General features: G+C 39.4%; 15 protein-coding genes, 1 rRNA gene, 1 pseudogene and 1 other annotated feature. Of the genes and pseudogenes, 14 read left to right on the plus strand and 3 right to left on the minus strand.

What is annotated here, in order from left to right:
* A pseudogene (locus H514_RS25110) lies at positions 1 to 221 on the plus strand (hypothetical protein); the annotation flags it as partial.
* Between the two features lie 44 nt (positions 222 to 265).
* A complete protein-coding gene (asnB, locus tag H514_RS0121910; RefSeq protein WP_027448895.1) occupies positions 266 to 2173 on the plus strand; it encodes an asparagine synthase (glutamine-hydrolyzing) in 1908 nt (635 codons plus the stop codon).
* On the opposite strand, the gene H514_RS23755 is transcribed toward asnB, so the two are convergent.
* Both H514_RS23755 and H514_RS0121920 read right to left on the minus strand, forming a co-directional pair.
* On the minus strand, positions 2166 to 3056 hold the full coding sequence (locus tag H514_RS23755; RefSeq protein ID WP_027448896.1) for a C39 family peptidase: 891 nt from the start codon (positions 3054 to 3056) through the stop codon (positions 2166 to 2168). The two genes, asnB and H514_RS23755, sit on opposite strands and share 8 nt — an antisense overlap.
* Before the next feature lie 89 nt (positions 3057 to 3145).
* A complete protein-coding gene (locus H514_RS0121920) occupies positions 3146 to 3661 on the minus strand; it encodes a gamma carbonic anhydrase (RefSeq protein WP_027448897.1) in 516 nt (171 codons plus the stop codon).
* A 76-nt stretch (positions 3662 to 3737) separates the two neighbouring features.
* Between H514_RS0121920 and H514_RS0121925 the strand changes: the two genes are divergently transcribed.
* Positions 3738 to 4517, plus strand: a complete 780-nt coding sequence (locus H514_RS0121925) for an alpha/beta hydrolase (protein ID WP_027448898.1) — start codon at positions 3738 to 3740, stop codon at positions 4515 to 4517.
* Positions 4518 to 4563: 46 nt separating this feature from the next.
* Positions 4564 to 5601, plus strand: coding sequence for a tetraprenyl-beta-curcumene synthase family protein (locus tag H514_RS0121930; protein ID WP_036843397.1), 1038 nt, complete (start codon positions 4564 to 4566; stop codon positions 5599 to 5601).
* A 15-nt stretch (positions 5602 to 5616) separates the two neighbouring features.
* On the opposite strand, the gene H514_RS0121935 is transcribed toward H514_RS0121930, so the two are convergent.
* Positions 5617 to 6180 carry a class I SAM-dependent methyltransferase gene (locus H514_RS0121935; protein ID WP_027448900.1) on the minus strand — a complete coding sequence of 188 codons (564 nt, stop codon included), beginning with the start codon at positions 6178 to 6180 and terminating at the stop codon, positions 5617 to 5619.
* Between the two features lie 139 nt (positions 6181 to 6319).
* On the opposite strand from H514_RS0121935, the gene H514_RS0121940 reads away from it, so the two are divergent.
* From H514_RS0121940 to H514_RS0121985, 10 genes are all read left to right on the plus strand, one after another.
* A complete protein-coding gene (locus H514_RS0121940) occupies positions 6320 to 6601 on the plus strand; it encodes a DUF2524 family protein (protein WP_027448901.1) in 282 nt (93 codons plus the stop codon).
* 139 nt (positions 6602 to 6740) lie between these two features.
* Positions 6741 to 7508 carry a hypothetical protein gene (locus H514_RS0121945; protein WP_027448902.1) on the plus strand — a complete coding sequence of 256 codons (768 nt, stop codon included), beginning with the start codon at positions 6741 to 6743 and terminating at the stop codon, positions 7506 to 7508.
* A gap of 4 nt (positions 7509 to 7512) precedes the next feature.
* Complete coding sequence (locus H514_RS0121950) at positions 7513 to 7881, plus strand: GntR family transcriptional regulator (RefSeq protein ID WP_027448903.1); 369 nt, start codon at positions 7513 to 7515, stop codon at positions 7879 to 7881.
* The gene (locus tag H514_RS0121955; protein WP_027448904.1) at positions 7878 to 8585 is read left to right on the plus strand and encodes an ABC transporter ATP-binding protein; all 708 of its coding nucleotides are present in this window, start codon (positions 7878 to 7880) and stop codon (positions 8583 to 8585) included. Before H514_RS0121950 ends, H514_RS0121955 begins: the two co-directional genes overlap by 4 nt.
* Positions 8575 to 9492: an ABC transporter ATP-binding protein gene (locus H514_RS0121960; protein WP_027448905.1), complete on the plus strand. Its 918-nt coding sequence runs from the start codon at positions 8575 to 8577 to the stop codon at positions 9490 to 9492. The genes H514_RS0121955 and H514_RS0121960 overlap by 11 nt, the downstream gene beginning before the upstream one ends.
* Entirely contained in the window at positions 9485 to 10432 is a 948-nt protein-coding gene (locus H514_RS0121965; protein ID WP_051255284.1) for an ABC transporter permease, read from the plus strand. Before H514_RS0121960 ends, H514_RS0121965 begins: the two co-directional genes overlap by 8 nt.
* Before the next feature lie 71 nt (positions 10433 to 10503).
* Positions 10504 to 10720, plus strand: a binding site (T-box leader).
* Positions 10721 to 10792: 72 nt separating this feature from the next.
* A complete protein-coding gene (leuS, locus tag H514_RS0121970) occupies positions 10793 to 13210 on the plus strand; it encodes a leucine--tRNA ligase (RefSeq protein WP_027448907.1) in 2418 nt (805 codons plus the stop codon).
* A 166-nt stretch (positions 13211 to 13376) separates the two neighbouring features.
* Positions 13377 to 13685 carry a rhodanese-like domain-containing protein gene (locus tag H514_RS0121975; protein WP_027448908.1) on the plus strand — a complete coding sequence of 103 codons (309 nt, stop codon included), beginning with the start codon at positions 13377 to 13379 and terminating at the stop codon, positions 13683 to 13685.
* A gap of 19 nt (positions 13686 to 13704) precedes the next feature.
* Positions 13705 to 14043, plus strand: coding sequence for a rhodanese-like domain-containing protein (locus H514_RS0121980; protein WP_231566645.1), 339 nt, complete (start codon positions 13705 to 13707; stop codon positions 14041 to 14043).
* A gap of 363 nt (positions 14044 to 14406) precedes the next feature.
* A 16S ribosomal RNA gene (locus H514_RS0121985) occupies positions 14407 to 14627 on the plus strand; the annotation flags it as partial.

The following is a 14627-nucleotide window of genomic DNA, read 5'->3' on the forward strand; positions in this document are numbered from 1 at the left end:
ATCCCACGCCCGGGGAGGAGAATCCCACGCGCGAAGAGGAGAATCCCACGCTCGAAGAGGAGAATCCCACGCTCGAGGAGGAGAATCCCACGCCCAGGCAGGAGAACCCCGCGCCAAAAAAGGAGACTTCATTCCACAAAACAAGCCCCCACCATAACTTTTCCACCCTCTCCCTCTCTTTTGTGTTTTTCTTCCTATCGATTTGGGGTATGGTTTTGTGATAAACTAAAACAGTTAAATGTGACAGGAAAGCGAGGACCAGTGTATGTGCGGTTTTATTGGAGTTATTCGACATAACCCATTTCAATTAGATGAACAAGAACAGCAACAGTTTAAGCGAAGAAATGATATTATTACCCATCGTGGTCCAGATGATGAAGGGTATTATCATGATGAATACATATCGTTTGGTTTTCGTCGTTTAAGTATTATTGATATAGAAAGTGGCCACCAGCCGTTCAATTATGAGGATGAGCGTTATTGGATGGTCTTTAATGGTGAGATTTATAACTATGTTGAACTTCGTGATGAGCTTATAAAAGAAGGCTATGAATTCGATACTGAATCAGATACTGAGGTTATCATTGCGATGTTCCGCCACAAAAAAGAGCAAGCTTTTGCGCGCCTTAGAGGGATGTTCGCCATCTTAATCTGGGATAAACAAGAGCAAACATTCTACGGTGCGCGTGACCCATTTGGTATCAAGCCACTTTTCTACTCTGAACAAAACGATCAAACGTATTTTGCTTCAGAAAAGAAAAGTATCACGCTTCTTCAAGAAAATGAACTTGTGAATACAGAAGCGCTTCAGCATTACTTGAGTTTCCAATACGTTCCTGAGCCACTTACGCTAACAGATGGAATTAGCAAAGTAGAGCCAGGTCACTATTTTGTGAAAAAGCCTCAGGAAAAGATTCGATTTACACGTTATTGGCATTCGACATTCACTCAGGTTCAGGGTGAAGAGAGTCAGTGGATCAAACGAATTCAAGATGTGATGTATGATTCCGTTAACGTTCATATGCGTAGTGATGTGCCGGTAGGTTCTTTCCTATCTGGAGGAATTGATTCGTCTATTATCGTGGCAATGGCCCGCGAATTTAATCCAAATATCAAAACCTTCTCAGTAGGCTTTGAACGTGAAGGGTTCTCTGAGGTGGATGTAGCAAAAGAAACAGCTGAGAAACTTGGTGTAGAAAATATATCTTACACGATCACGCCTGAAGAATATGTTCAGAAGCTACCTAAAATCATGTGGCATATGGACGACCCATTAGCGGACCCTGCATGTGTACCTCTATACTTTGTAGCACGTGAAGCACGTAAGCATGTTACGGTAGTGTTATCAGGTGAAGGTGCTGACGAATTATTTGGAGGATACAACATCTATCGAGAGCCAGAATCCTTGAAGGTGTTCGATTCTATACCGAAACCAGCTAAAGGACTTCTTTCTCGCGTTGCGGAAGTGCTACCAGAAGGTGTTAAAGGAAAGAGCTTCCTAGAACGTGGCACAACTCCTCTTCATGAGCGTTATATTGGAAATGCGAAAATGTATGAGGAAGATGAGAAGAAAAAGCTATTAAAAGATTATTATGATCAGAAGACATATCAATCTTTAACAAGTCCACTATATAAACAAGTTCAGTCGAATCACCCTGTGAATCAGATGCAATACATCGACATTCACACGTGGTTACGCGGCGACATTTTATTAAAAGCTGACAAAATGACGATGGCGAATTCTCTTGAATTACGTGTTCCTTTCTTAGATAAAGAAGTCTTTAATGTGGCACGTGAAATTCCTGTGGATATGAAAATTGCTGACGGCACAACGAAATCCATCTTACGAAAAGCTGCACGTGGCATTGTGCCAGATCATGTGCTCGATCGTAAGAAACTAGGATTCCCAGTACCGATTCGTCATTGGTTGAAAAATGAACTTTATGATTGGGCAAAAACCCTCATAAGAGAAAGTGAAACAGATCATTTAATTGAGAAGCAAGTGGTGGCTCAATTATTAGAGGATCATGTGAATGGAAAAGGAGATTATTCTCGAAAAATTTGGACCGTACTTATGTTTATGCAATGGCACCAAATTTTCATCGAGCGTAAGTATCCTTTTGAAGATTTAGTGGAAGAAGACAAATCAATAAGCAAGCTTACCATTACTTAATTGTAATGGCTTGCTTGCCCATCTGCACCCAGGATTCTCTGAAGTCCGATATGGGTGCTTTTTTATTTTTTCCGAGAGGATCATTGAAGTAAATGAATTCTCGGTCATACCCTGTGACTAAAACGGAATGTTCCTTCATAGTGATGGTTTTAGGTCCATCTGGAGTTTGCCAAGTCTGAAACAATTCCTCTGGTAACTTTTTATAAGTTGTATTTGTAATCACCCAAACAGGGCGGTTTTCATTTAAATGCTCCAAAATTTTATAGAAAGATTCTCCTGAAAAATTTACTACACGGTCTTTGGCATAGGTTCTGGCCAGCTTTTCAATCGGTTCATTATAGACACCGTATCCTGGTTGGTTTAAATCATACATATTGCCAACAAAACCTTTATGGGGATTGCCGAAAAACAACTTGTCCCCTTTGGCTTTAAAAGGTGTGGGGTCCTTTTGAACTTGTTCAGCTAGCGTCATTTTGTCGCTTTTTATATCGTGATAACGCAAAAGCATGGTTAGAGATGTTACTTCGCACCCTCTTGGTAATTCAGGATATTGTCTGACAACCGGTGCATCTAAGGTTACTTTTTCTTTTAAGTGATATTGTTCGATTAATGGAACAATCGGTTCAAGCTCCATGGCGCCTATACTTGAAGCGGCTACATGTTTCCTTTCCTGAGTATTCGAAAACCATTCAGAAAAGGTTGATGTCCACACGTCACGTTGTTGATGTACCGTTATAATAGCTAGTGCTAATGCGCATCCTACGGAAAAGACCATATACCACCTTAGTAACCGCCTGTATTGAGTTTGTATTTTTTTGGCGTTTGCCCCAATCAATAAAAGAATACTTAACGTTACGACTCCAATGGTTAGCGTTGCAAGCATGCTGCGTGTGACACCTCCTTGAACTTAGGTTCTCCACCCCTGCATTTCATAAGCTAGTGGATTGAATACTCACTTTCCAGAAAACAAAATTACTTTGATTGAATGGATTTGTAATACTGACCTTTTTCAACGTACTCACGTCGAATGCGATTCATCTCGCTAATATCTTCATCGGTTAATTCACGCACAACTTTAGCAGGTCGACCTAATGCAAGCGTATTTGCAGGAATTTTTTTATTTGGTGGTACGAGTGACCCTGCACCAATGAACGCTCCTTCTCCTATTTCAGCTCCATCTAAGACAATGGATCCCATACCAATTAAGGCATTGTCGTGTATGATCGAGGAATGAAGCATTACTTGGTGTCCGACTGTTACACCTTCGCCGATATGAAGCGGGCGACCTGGACTTTGGTGTAGCATGCTTTGGTCTTGGATATTTGTATTTTTTCCAATATGTGTTGCTTCTACATCGCCTCTTATAACCGTTTTAAACCAAATGCTCACATTTTCCTCAATCGTGACATCGCCCGTAATAACTACATCCTCAGATACATAAGCTGATTTATGTATGTTAGGGGTTTTCCCTTTGTATTGGTAAAACATTTGAATCCTCCATTCATGTATGGTGTTATAAATAGTATAACAAATGGAACTAGATGCTTGGGAAGGAGAACACTGTATGAAACAATGTTTAGCCGAAGATGCGAAAGCAACCATTGTATTGGTGCATGGTGCATTTGAACATTCAGCACGACATGAATGGTTAGCGAAACGCTGGCAAAAAGAAGGGTACAATTGTCTCTACGCAGATTTGCCAGCTCATGGGGAACATGACGGACCTCAAGGACATATCGACTCGTTTGATGAATATATAGAAGAAGTCACTACATGGGTCAATCAAGCTCAACATTTTGGAAAGCCGATTTTTTTGGTTGGACATAGTATGGGTGGTCTTATTACGATTCGAACGCTTGAAGAAAAACAACTTCCAATCAAAGGAGTTGTACTTTCTTCGCCATGTTTGGGTTTGGAAAATCCGCCACCTAGGATCATGCAGGAAGTTTCCAAGGTATTGGATCGTGTGACGCCTAAAATGAAGTTTAACGGGAATTTAAACCCTGAACATGTTACAAGAGATGGAGCAATGCGAGAGCGAGACCAACAGGATCGGTTAATTCTGAGGAAGGTATCTGTCAGATGGTTTCGAGAACTTGATAGAGGAATGGACAAGGCTTTTGATCAGATAGAAGCTTATCCAAATTTACCGACCCTTGTGATGCAATCGGGTCATGATAAAATTGTAGATAGAACGTGTACAAAAAAGTGGTATGATCAACTCCCTATACATGAAAAAAACTATAAAGAATGGGAAAACTTATATCATGAGATTTTTAATGACCCCGAAAAAGAGGATGTATTTCAATACGCACTTCGGTTTGTTGAGAAGCACTTAACATAAGGAGGGGACAAGTTTGTCTTCTGTACCAAAAAAGGCACTTCCATTAATGATGATGATTTATCGAAAGATTTTTCCTCAGGTACATAAAGAGTTAGGCCAATGGAGAAATCGAGCTGAAAAAATTCCTAATGAGGAGCTTCGTAAACAAGCGTTGGATTCCATTGAGGATAAAACGTTTCATTGTGAAGGGGGATCGGTCTACGCCATTTTAGCAAATGAAAATTGGCGAGAAGCGATTCGGTTTATCGTAGCTTATCAGACCATATCCGATTACTTGGATAATCTGTGTGATCGGAGCACGTCTCTTGACCCTGAGGACTTTAGACAACTCCACGAATCCATGTTGGATGCTCTTACTCCGGAAAATGAGCTTAAAGATTACTATGCTTATCGTGATGAAAAAGATGATGGGGGTTATTTGTCCTCTCTCGTGCAAACATGCCAAGATTCACTCAAGAAGATGCCGCAATATGAAATGATTGCACCTTTTACACTCGAACTTTCTTCAATATATGGGGATTTACAAGTTCATAAGCATGTTACGTTTGATGAGCGAATCCCTCGACTTCAAACGTGGTTTGGAGATCACCAAGAAAAGTGGGGAGATTTATCCTGGTATGAATTTTCTGCCTGTTCTGGTTCTACTTTAGGGATTTTTTGTCTCGTGTCCTATGGATTTGGAGGGGAGTTAAATAAGGAACTTGCTCGCAAAGTCTACAATAGTTACTTCCCTTATATGCAAGGCTTACACATTTTGCTCGATTATTATATCGACCAAGAAGAGGATAAAGAAGAAGGAGACTTAAACTTCTGTACGTACTATGATCATGAGGATCACATGAAAGAGCGTTTTGTTTATTTTATAGATCAAACAACAAAACATGTAGATCAGCTGCCTCATGCTTCCTTTCACCAAATGATTCGAAAAGGATTGGTGGGGATGTATTTGGCAGACCAAAAAGTCGAAACCATTAAAGGCGCTCGGATGATGGTTCGTGATTTGCTTAAGGTTAGCGGGAAAAAAGCCACATTCTTTTATGTGAATACAAAGCTTTATCATAAAATAAAACCCGGGATAGCGTAGTAACGCTCCCGGGTTTTATTTATTTTCAATAGCTAAAATAAACGGTGGGTTATTGGCTTGATTAATGAATCCATAACGAAGAACTCGGTATTGTTTTTGATCTAATTTGGAAACGTATTTTAAAACTTCATCTCGCTCTTCGGCTCCACCTTCATGTCCATGATAAACCACTAACACAATAAGGCCATTTTTCTTCATTCTTGTCAGTAAGTGCTTCACTGCATCGACAGTAGATTGTGGTTCTGTAACAATCGATTTATCACTACCCGGTAAATACCCAAGGTTAAAAATTGCTCCACCAATCTCTTCGACACCTTCTGGAATATACCAAGGGAGATCAGCGTGACTATCTTGTATAAGCGTTACATTTTCGACGTGATTTTGAACCAATAAATCATTGGTGTTTTCAATGGCTTGTTCTTGAATATCAAAAGAAAGAACGCGTCCGTTTTGACCAACAAGCTTACTTAAAAATAAAGTATCGTGACCATTTCCAGCTGTTCCGTCAACAACGGTTTCACCTGAAAGGACGGAGCCTTCTAACAGTTCATGAGAGTAATCTAATACTCGTTGTAGCATGTTTCTCACTCGTTTCTGTGATCAGATTTTCTTTTCTATAATATAACTCATTACGCATTGTAGCATGAAAGTACCGGATTCGAAACTTTTCCATGCATAGGAAAGGCTGTAGAGCACAAATTACAAAAGAGGTGATGAAATGGCTACAAGAGATTCCATGGAGCATTTAGTTTCCGAAGCCAATGTAAAGTTAGAATCCGCAAAGAAAGAATTAGACGAAGCCAAGAAGATAGGGTATAAAGCTGGTGATGATTATACACAGGCACAATTAAGCTTAGAAGATATGGAAAAAGAAATCGATAAAATGATGCACAGTGCCAACCATCAGCAAAAAGAAGAATTACACCGACTTCATTTGCAAGTATCACAATGCTTAAATGACATGATTTTGGATCACGAAGATTTAAATCAGTATGAGTAAAAAAGATTGGGCTAATGCTCAATCTTTTTTAGTATACGTTTTCGTTTTAAAAACGTACCCTCCCTAAAAACAATTGACAGCCTTTTACCAACTAGTGTATTATGTACCTAGTACACTAAAACAATAAGGAGTGTCATTTATGAATGCGTTCCATGGACTATGGAATAAAGAGTGGAAGATGACTCAGGTTTATCACTTCATACTCATTTCACTAAGTATTTTGGTTATAGCATTAAGCTATTGGGGACTTGCAGATGATGGGCTGGAATTTGTTCTAATACCAACTGGTTTCCTGATGATTCTACACATGTTTTATTTGCCTGGATATTTGTTATACAGTTTTGCGAGAGAAGGGAGAATGTTGCACGCTTGGCTTCATTCACCTCAGTCAATTCATCAACTAACGCTAGTGAAGTTTTTAAATGGTCTTTTGTTCTCGATACTTTCATTGATGATTGTAAGTGGATTTATTTATTGGATTATAAGTGAGATCCAACAGCTACAGGGTTATATGAGCGATATAGGAAAAATGTTATTGTGGATGAATTTTCACAGTGTGTTAACAGCTATTTATTTTGGAGTCTTTTTATACCTTTTATGGTCACTTCGTCACTTCCTGAACAAAATTATGGGTGGATGGAGTTGGCTTATCACACTCGTTTCGTTTGTTTTGTTTCCAATATTATTAGGGTGGTTTCAAAGTTCAAACCTCTACGTACTCTTAACTAAGTGGGGGTATATGGGGGTAGAAATGCCAACCATTGAAAATAAATTAGAATCTATTCAAATGGCTGAAGCTAGCATGGCTATGGGCGTTCATGCAGGGACTTATTTGTTCCATATCCTTTTAACACTACTTATGTACTTTCTTGCTAGTTACATCCTAGATCGAAAAGTAGAGGTGTAACGTCATGACAATAGACTTTCAACGAGATAAACCGATCTATCAACAGCTTTTAGATCGCCTCTCCAGTGAAATTGTTAGAGGAGATCGAAAGCCAGGAGATAAATTACCCTCAGTGCGTGATTATGCAATTGAAACGGGTGTGAATCCGAACACAATGTCAAGAACGTATAAGGAGCTCGAGGTCATGGGGATAGCAGAAACGCGCAGAGGTCAAGGGACTTTCGTTACGGAAGATGAAGAACGTTTGGAACAACTACGTAATGAAATGAAGACGAAGCATACAGAGTCTTTTGTTAGCCAGATGAAAGACCTTGGTTTTTCTATTGATGAAATGATAGAGGAGCTAAAAGAAAATAAGGAGGGAGACTCATGATACGTTTACAACATGTCAGTAAATCATATTTGGGGCATAAAGCTTTGGATGACGTAAGTATTGATTTTACTAAAGGGAAGGTAACTGGAATTGTTGGTGAGAATGGAAGCGGAAAGTCCACAAGTCTAAAGCTTATGGCAGGTTTGGTTCGTCCTTCTAAAGGGTCCGTACTTATTGATGAAGAGCCTACGAATCGCCAAATTAGCCGAATTGTGGCATACATGTCTGAATTGGATCAAGTCCCTCCCTTTTTTACAGTAGGGGAATCTCTCAATTTTGCCTCGACCCAATTTCCTGATTTTGATCGAGAGCAAGCTGAAGAAATTCTAGCATTTATGAAGCTTGAAAAAACTCAAAAAGTAAAGCACCTATCAAAAGGAAATCGTGGTAGATTAAAGATGGCATTAACTATGGCCAGAAATGCCCCTTATATTTTGTTAGATGAACCCTTTTCTGGATTAGACCCAATGGTACGAAACTCAATTGTAAAAGGATTAATCAAATTTGTAGATTTAGAAAAGCAAGCACTAATCATTACAACGCACGAAATTAGAGAGATAGAGCCTATTCTAGATGAGGTCATTGCGATTCGAAAAGGGAAAATCCTCTCTCACAATACAGTAGACGGAATCCGTGAAGAAGGAAGAGATGTTGTGGAATGGTTAGAGGATATTTATGGAAGTGGGGAAGGTTATGGAGCATAAACCTGTTGTACAGTTAAAAGGTCTTACCAAAACCATTAAAAAGAAGCATCTTGTTCGTGATATTCATTTAGACTTGTTACCTGGAGAAGTTTTCGGTTTTCTGGGTCCAAATGGTGCAGGGAAAACCACAACTATTCGTATGATGGTAGGACTTATGAAACCGTCCCAGGGACAAGTTTTAATAGATGGAACTGATTTACATGCCAATTTTGAAAAGGCGATTGGAGAAGTAGGAGCCATTGTTGAAAATCCTGAGCTCTACAATTATTTATCAGGGTATAAAAATTTGATTCATTTCTCTCGCATGCACAAATCGGTAACGAAGGAACGTATCCATGAAGTGATTAAACAAGTGGGTCTTGAGAATCGGATTCATGAAAAAGTAAAGACGTATTCACTAGGGATGAGACAGCGCCTAGGTCTTGCTCAGGCTTTATTACACAGACCGAAGTTTTTAATTTTAGATGAACCTACGAACGGCCTTGATCCAGCAGGCATACGAGAGTTCCGTCATTATTTAAGAAAGATCGCCCGAGAAGAAGGGGTGAGCATTTTTGTTTCAAGTCACTTGTTATCAGAAATTGAGCTTATGTGTGATCGCGTTGGTATTATCCAACAAGGGGAGTTGATTGATGTACGTAACATCTCTGATTCTGTTACTGACATGCAATGGTCCATTGATGTAGATAGCCCTAAAAAAGCCAAACAAATACTTGTAGACATTGTGTCAGACGTAGAAGTAAATGCTGAAGAAAGTTCTGTCCAATTCAATGCTGAAAAAGACCTTATACCGGAAGTTAATAAAAAGTTAGTCGAGTCAGGGTTGCTGGTATATGGTATTGCATCTAGGAAGACGACGCTAGAGGATGAATTCTTAAAGGTTACTGGGGGTGAGCAGGTTGGTTAAATGGTTTAAGTTATTTCAAAATGAATGGATGAAACTCATTCGAAAGAAGAGCACACTTGTCATGATTGGACTTTTATTCTTTGCTGTAGCCGTTATGGGAGGCATTCTTAAATGGGATTCTATGAAAAATCCATCCCAACAGTCGTGGGAACAAACCGTGCAACGGGAAGTAGCTCAGTATAGTAAGACAAAGCAAGCTGTCGATCCATCCTCTTATCAATATGAAAGGTTGGAGGAGCAATTACAAACTAGTCAGTACCGTCTTGAAAATGATTTGCCTCCAGTTCAAAAAGGATCTTTTTGGTGGTTTGTTGAACAATCCCAAAATTTAATCAGCTTCATCACCTTGTTTTCTATAATTGCAGCAGCTGGAATTGTGGCTACAGAGTTTTCAACGGGTACGATTAAATTGCTTGCTATCCGTCCTGTATCTAGGTGGAAGATCTTATATAGTAAGTATATAACGACGATTGTGTACGGCTTTTTTATGTTAGGGTTACTATTTTTATTTGCTGTAGTAATCGGAGCAGTTTTATTTCCGGTTGAAAGTGCCGTAGCATTAAATGTAACCGACAATGGGATTATAGAAAGTACACCTCTTTGGGGATATTTACAATGGTATTTGTATAGCTTTGTAGGAATTGTCTTGTTTACAACACTTGCATTTATGATCTCTACAGTATTTCGTTCAAATGCTCTAGCTATCGGCATTACCATGTTTCTAATGTTTACAGGTTCCCAAGTTGTATTTTTATTGAGTCGTTATGAATGGGCAAAATATCTTTTGTTTGCACATACAGACTTCACTCAATATATCACAGCTAATATTATGATGAAGGGACTCTCACCCACTTTTTCACTTTCGATCCTAGCGATTTACTTTATTGGATTTCATGTACTAAGCTACATTACGTTTACGAAGCGTGATATTGCAGTTTAAAAATAGGCATATGGTGCTTGACATAGCAGTTGAGCTTCATTAAAATTAGGAATTACAAACTATGAGCCGAATAAAAGACGAAGAAAAGGAGTAGTAATAAAACGCCTTGCATAAGAGAGGTAGCGGTTGGTGAAAGCTATCCAAGGAGTTTTGTGAACTCGCCTTTGATGTTGCTTGTCTGAACTGATAGTAAGATGAGACGTCATTCCGCGTTAAGGAACAGAGTGAGTGTACGTACACACTAACTTGGGTGGTACCGCGGGTAGAATAGAACCTCTCGTCCCAATTCTTTTGGGATGAGAGGTTTTTTATATTCTCTCGTGTTTTATGAGGCGAATGAAATAAGAGGAGGAAAAGGTTATGTCTTTTGATCACAAACAGTTCGAAAAGAAATGGCAAGATTACTGGTATGAAAACCATACGTTTAAGACAGATACACAATCAGATAAGGAAAAGTATTACGTATTAGACATGTTTCCTTACCCATCAGGTGCAGGTCTTCACGTTGGACACCCTGAAGGATACACAGCAACAGATATTATTGCACGTATGAAGCGAATGCAGGGATACGAAGTTCTTCACCCAATGGGCTGGGATGCTTTTGGTTTACCTGCCGAACAATATGCCCTTGATACAGGGAACCCACCTAAAGAATTTACGAAACAAAACGTGGACAATTTCCGTCGTCAAATTCAGTCGCTTGGGTTTTCTTACGATTGGGACCGTGAAGTAAACACAACAGACCCTGAATACTATAAATGGACACAATGGATCTTCCTGAAACTTTATGAACGTGGTCTAGCTTACATTGATGAAGTACCTGTAAACTGGTGCCCAGCATTAGGTACTGTTCTTGCAAATGAAGAGGTTGTAGATGGTGTTAGTGAACGTGGCGGGCATCCAGTTGAACGTAAGCCGATGAAACAATGGATGCTGAACATAACAGCTTACGCAGATCGTCTTCTTGATGACCTTGATGAAATTGACTGGCCAGATAGCATTAAAGAAATGCAGCGTAATTGGATTGGTCGTTCTGAAGGGGCTGATGTACATTTTGATATCGATGGATTGGATGATACATTCACGGTATTCACAACTCGCCCTGATACTCTTTTTGGAGCCTCATATGCTGTGTTAGCTCCAGAGCACCCACTTGTTGAAAAAATTGTAACTGCCGATCAAAAAGAAGCGGTTGATGAGTACTTAAATCAAGTGAAGCTTAAGAGTGATCTAGAACGTACAGACCTAGCAAAAGATAAAACAGGAGTATTCTCAGGCGCTTATGCGATTAATCCAGTTAACGGGAAGCAAATTCCTATCTGGATTGCGGATTATGTTCTAATGAGCTATGGTTCTGGTGCGATAATGGCTGTACCTGCTCATGATGAGCGTGACTATGAATTCGCTCAAAAATTCGACCTTCCTATTATTCCGGTTGTTGAAGGTGGGAACGTGGAAAAAGAAGCTTATACAGAAGACGGACCCCATATCAATTCTGATTTTCTAAATGGTCTTCAGAAGGAAGAAGCTATAGAAAAAGCAATTCAGTGGCTTGAAGAAAACGGAAAAGGTGAAAAGAAAACCACTTACCGCCTTCGTGATTGGCTATTTAGTCGTCAACGTTATTGGGGTGAACCAATTCCAATGATTCATTGGGAAGATGGTAGCATGACTCCAGTAAAAGAAGAAGATCTTCCAGTTATGCTTCCGGAGACTTCTGAAATCAAGCCATCTGGTACAGGAGAATCCCCTCTTGCCAACATTGATGAGTGGGTGAATGTCGTAGATCCAGAAACTGGGATGAAAGGTCGTCGTGAGACAAACACAATGCCACAGTGGGCAGGTAGTTGCTGGTATTACCTTCGCTACATTGATCCGCATAATACTGAAAAGCTTGCGGATGAAGAAAAGCTTAAGAAATGGTTGCCAGTTGATATGTATATCGGTGGCGCAGAACATGCTGTACTTCACCTTCTATACGCGCGCTTCTGGCACAAAGTCCTATACGATGCAGGTGTTGTCCCAACCAATGAACCATTCCAAAAGCTATTTAACCAAGGAATGATTCTTGGGGAAAACTCAGAAAAAATGAGTAAGTCTAAAGGAAATGTTGTAAACCCGGATGATATCGTTGAAACCCATGGTGCAGATACACTTCGTCTATATGAAATGTTCATGGGCCCTCTAGAAGCATCCATTGCTTGGTCTACGAATGGCCTGGATGGAGCGAGGCGTTTCCTAGATCGTGTGTGGCGCCTATTCGTCAATGAAAATGGAGAACTTACGGATAAAGTGGTTGCAGACAGTCAGGACACAACGCTTGAACGTTCTTACCATGAAACAGTTAAGAAAGTAACCGAGAACTTTGAAGAGCTACGCTTCAATACAGGAATATCTCAAATGATGGTATTCATTAACGATGCTTATAAAGCTGATGAAATTCCAAAGGCATTTGCTGAAGGTTTCGTGAAAATGCTATCTCCAGTAGCTCCTCATATTGCAGAGGAACTGGGTACGAAGCTCGGTTATGAAGGATCTATCAGCTATGAAGCTTGGCCAGCTTACGATGAATCCAAACTAGAAGATGATGAAGTGGAAATCGTACTTCAGGTAATGGGTAAAGTAAGAGCCAAAATGAAAGTTGCTAAAGATGCAACGAAGGAAGACCTTGAAAAACAAGCACTAGAAAATGAAACGATCCAAGAATGGATTGAAGGAAAAACGGTTCGAAAAGTGATTGCTGTTCCAGGTAAGCTCGTAAATATTGTAGCTAACTAAAAAGTATAGTACTCCTGCCTCCACTTTAAAGAGTGAAGGCAGGAGTTTTTAAATGAACATTAAAGCATAGTAATCTGATAGGGAAACATACCCTTAAGCGTACCTCTTGACTTCAAGAGAAAAATATTTAAAAATGAGACAGTGCACGAAATGAGGAGGCTTATTAATGGACGAAGTAAAAGAAATAACAACAAAAGATTTACAAGAAAAATTAGAGAATAATGAATCGCTGAATATTATAGATGTTAGAGAAGACGAAGAAGTTGCGAATGGAATGATTCCAACTGCAAAACACATCCCACTTCAACAAATCCCTGAGGCAATTAATGATCTTGATCAAGATCAAGAATATATTATGGTTTGTCGTTCAGGAGGTAGAAGCATGAACGCAGCATCATTTATGAACCAACACGGGTATAATACAATCAATATGGCCGGTGGAATGCTAGATTGGGATGGAGAAGTTGTCTTTTAAATAAAAAGGAGGTATAGGCGTGGAATTATTAGTAATATTAGCTTCTATTGGACTTTTAGCATTTGTTTTAAATCAATACGTCTTACCATACAACTATTTAAAGAAAATCGATCAGCAATCAATCAATGATGATCGCTATTGCGTTATAGATGTTCGTGACTATGTTTCTGCTCATCGAAGTCCTTTCCCTTCTGCAGAAAACATTCCATTATCTTACTTACCACGAGCGCTTAAGGAACGCTTTGACTGTTCAAAAGAAATTGTATTAGTCAGCGATGATGTACGTGGAGCTCGAATTGCTGCAAAAATGATGCGTAAGAAAAAGTTCAAATCCATTTATTATACAAGAGCATGTTAATTTCTAAGCTACCTTATTATGTAATAGGGTAGCTTTTTCTTTTATAATTATTCTTCCTATTAATGAAATAAGTTGAATATAAATAAGGAAGTAAAATTTTAAATAAAAATTTTGAAACCCCCATTGACCATAAAAGATATAGGGTGTAATATAGTTATTGCTGTCGCCGATACGACAGATTTCGACAAATGTATTAACAGATTCTAAAGATTTTATTGACATTTTGTTAATAGACATGATAGAATTTATTTACCGTCGATTGATGACATTTGATCCTTGAAAACTGAACGAAACGACATGTTACGTCAATGAATTACTTTTTATTTTTTAAAGCCAGACATCATTTTGATGCAAAGGCGAACTCTTATGGAGAGTTTGATCTTGGCTCAGGACGAACGCTGGCGGCGTGCCTAATACATGCAAGTCGAGCGCGTGAAACAACATGATCCCTTCGGGGTGATTGTTGTGGATCGAGCGGCGGACGGGTGAGTAACACGTGGGTAACCTACCTGAGAGATCGGGATAACCCCGGGAAACCGGGGCTAATACCGAATAATCGTTGGAACCGCATGGTTCCAACGTAA

The sequence above is a fragment of the Pontibacillus marinus BH030004 = DSM 16465 genome (assembly GCF_000425225.1).
GTDB lineage: Bacteria > Bacillota > Bacilli > Bacillales > BH030062 > Pontibacillus > Pontibacillus marinus.

Excerpts from the sequence above, each read along its gene's own strand:
- asnB (WP_027448895.1), top strand. The coding sequence starts at position 266 with ATGTGCGGTTTTATTGGAGTTATTCGACATAACCCATTTCAATTAGAT.
- H514_RS0121960 (WP_027448905.1), top strand. The coding sequence starts at position 8,575 with ATGGAGCATAAACCTGTTGTACAGTTAAAAGGTCTTACCAAAACCATT.
- H514_RS0121975 (WP_027448908.1), top strand. The coding sequence starts at position 13,377 with ATGGACGAAGTAAAAGAAATAACAACAAAAGATTTACAAGAAAAATTA.
- H514_RS23755 (WP_027448896.1), bottom strand. The coding sequence starts at position 3,056 with ATGCTTGCAACGCTAACCATTGGAGTCGTAACGTTAAGTATTCTTTTA.
- H514_RS0121955 (WP_027448904.1), top strand. The coding sequence starts at position 7,878 with ATGATACGTTTACAACATGTCAGTAAATCATATTTGGGGCATAAAGCT.
- H514_RS0121935 (WP_027448900.1), bottom strand. The coding sequence starts at position 6,180 with ATGCTACAACGAGTATTAGATTACTCTCATGAACTGTTAGAAGGCTCC.
- H514_RS0121945 (WP_027448902.1), top strand. The coding sequence starts at position 6,741 with ATGAATGCGTTCCATGGACTATGGAATAAAGAGTGGAAGATGACTCAG.
- H514_RS0121925 (WP_027448898.1), top strand. The coding sequence starts at position 3,738 with ATGAAACAATGTTTAGCCGAAGATGCGAAAGCAACCATTGTATTGGTG.
- H514_RS0121920 (WP_027448897.1), bottom strand. The coding sequence starts at position 3,661 with ATGTTTTACCAATACAAAGGGAAAACCCCTAACATACATAAATCAGCT.
- H514_RS0121950 (WP_027448903.1), top strand. The coding sequence starts at position 7,513 with ATGACAATAGACTTTCAACGAGATAAACCGATCTATCAACAGCTTTTA.
- H514_RS0121930 (WP_036843397.1), top strand. The coding sequence starts at position 4,564 with ATGATGATGATTTATCGAAAGATTTTTCCTCAGGTACATAAAGAGTTA.
- leuS (WP_027448907.1), top strand. The coding sequence starts at position 10,793 with ATGTCTTTTGATCACAAACAGTTCGAAAAGAAATGGCAAGATTACTGG.
- H514_RS0121940 (WP_027448901.1), top strand. The coding sequence starts at position 6,320 with ATGGCTACAAGAGATTCCATGGAGCATTTAGTTTCCGAAGCCAATGTA.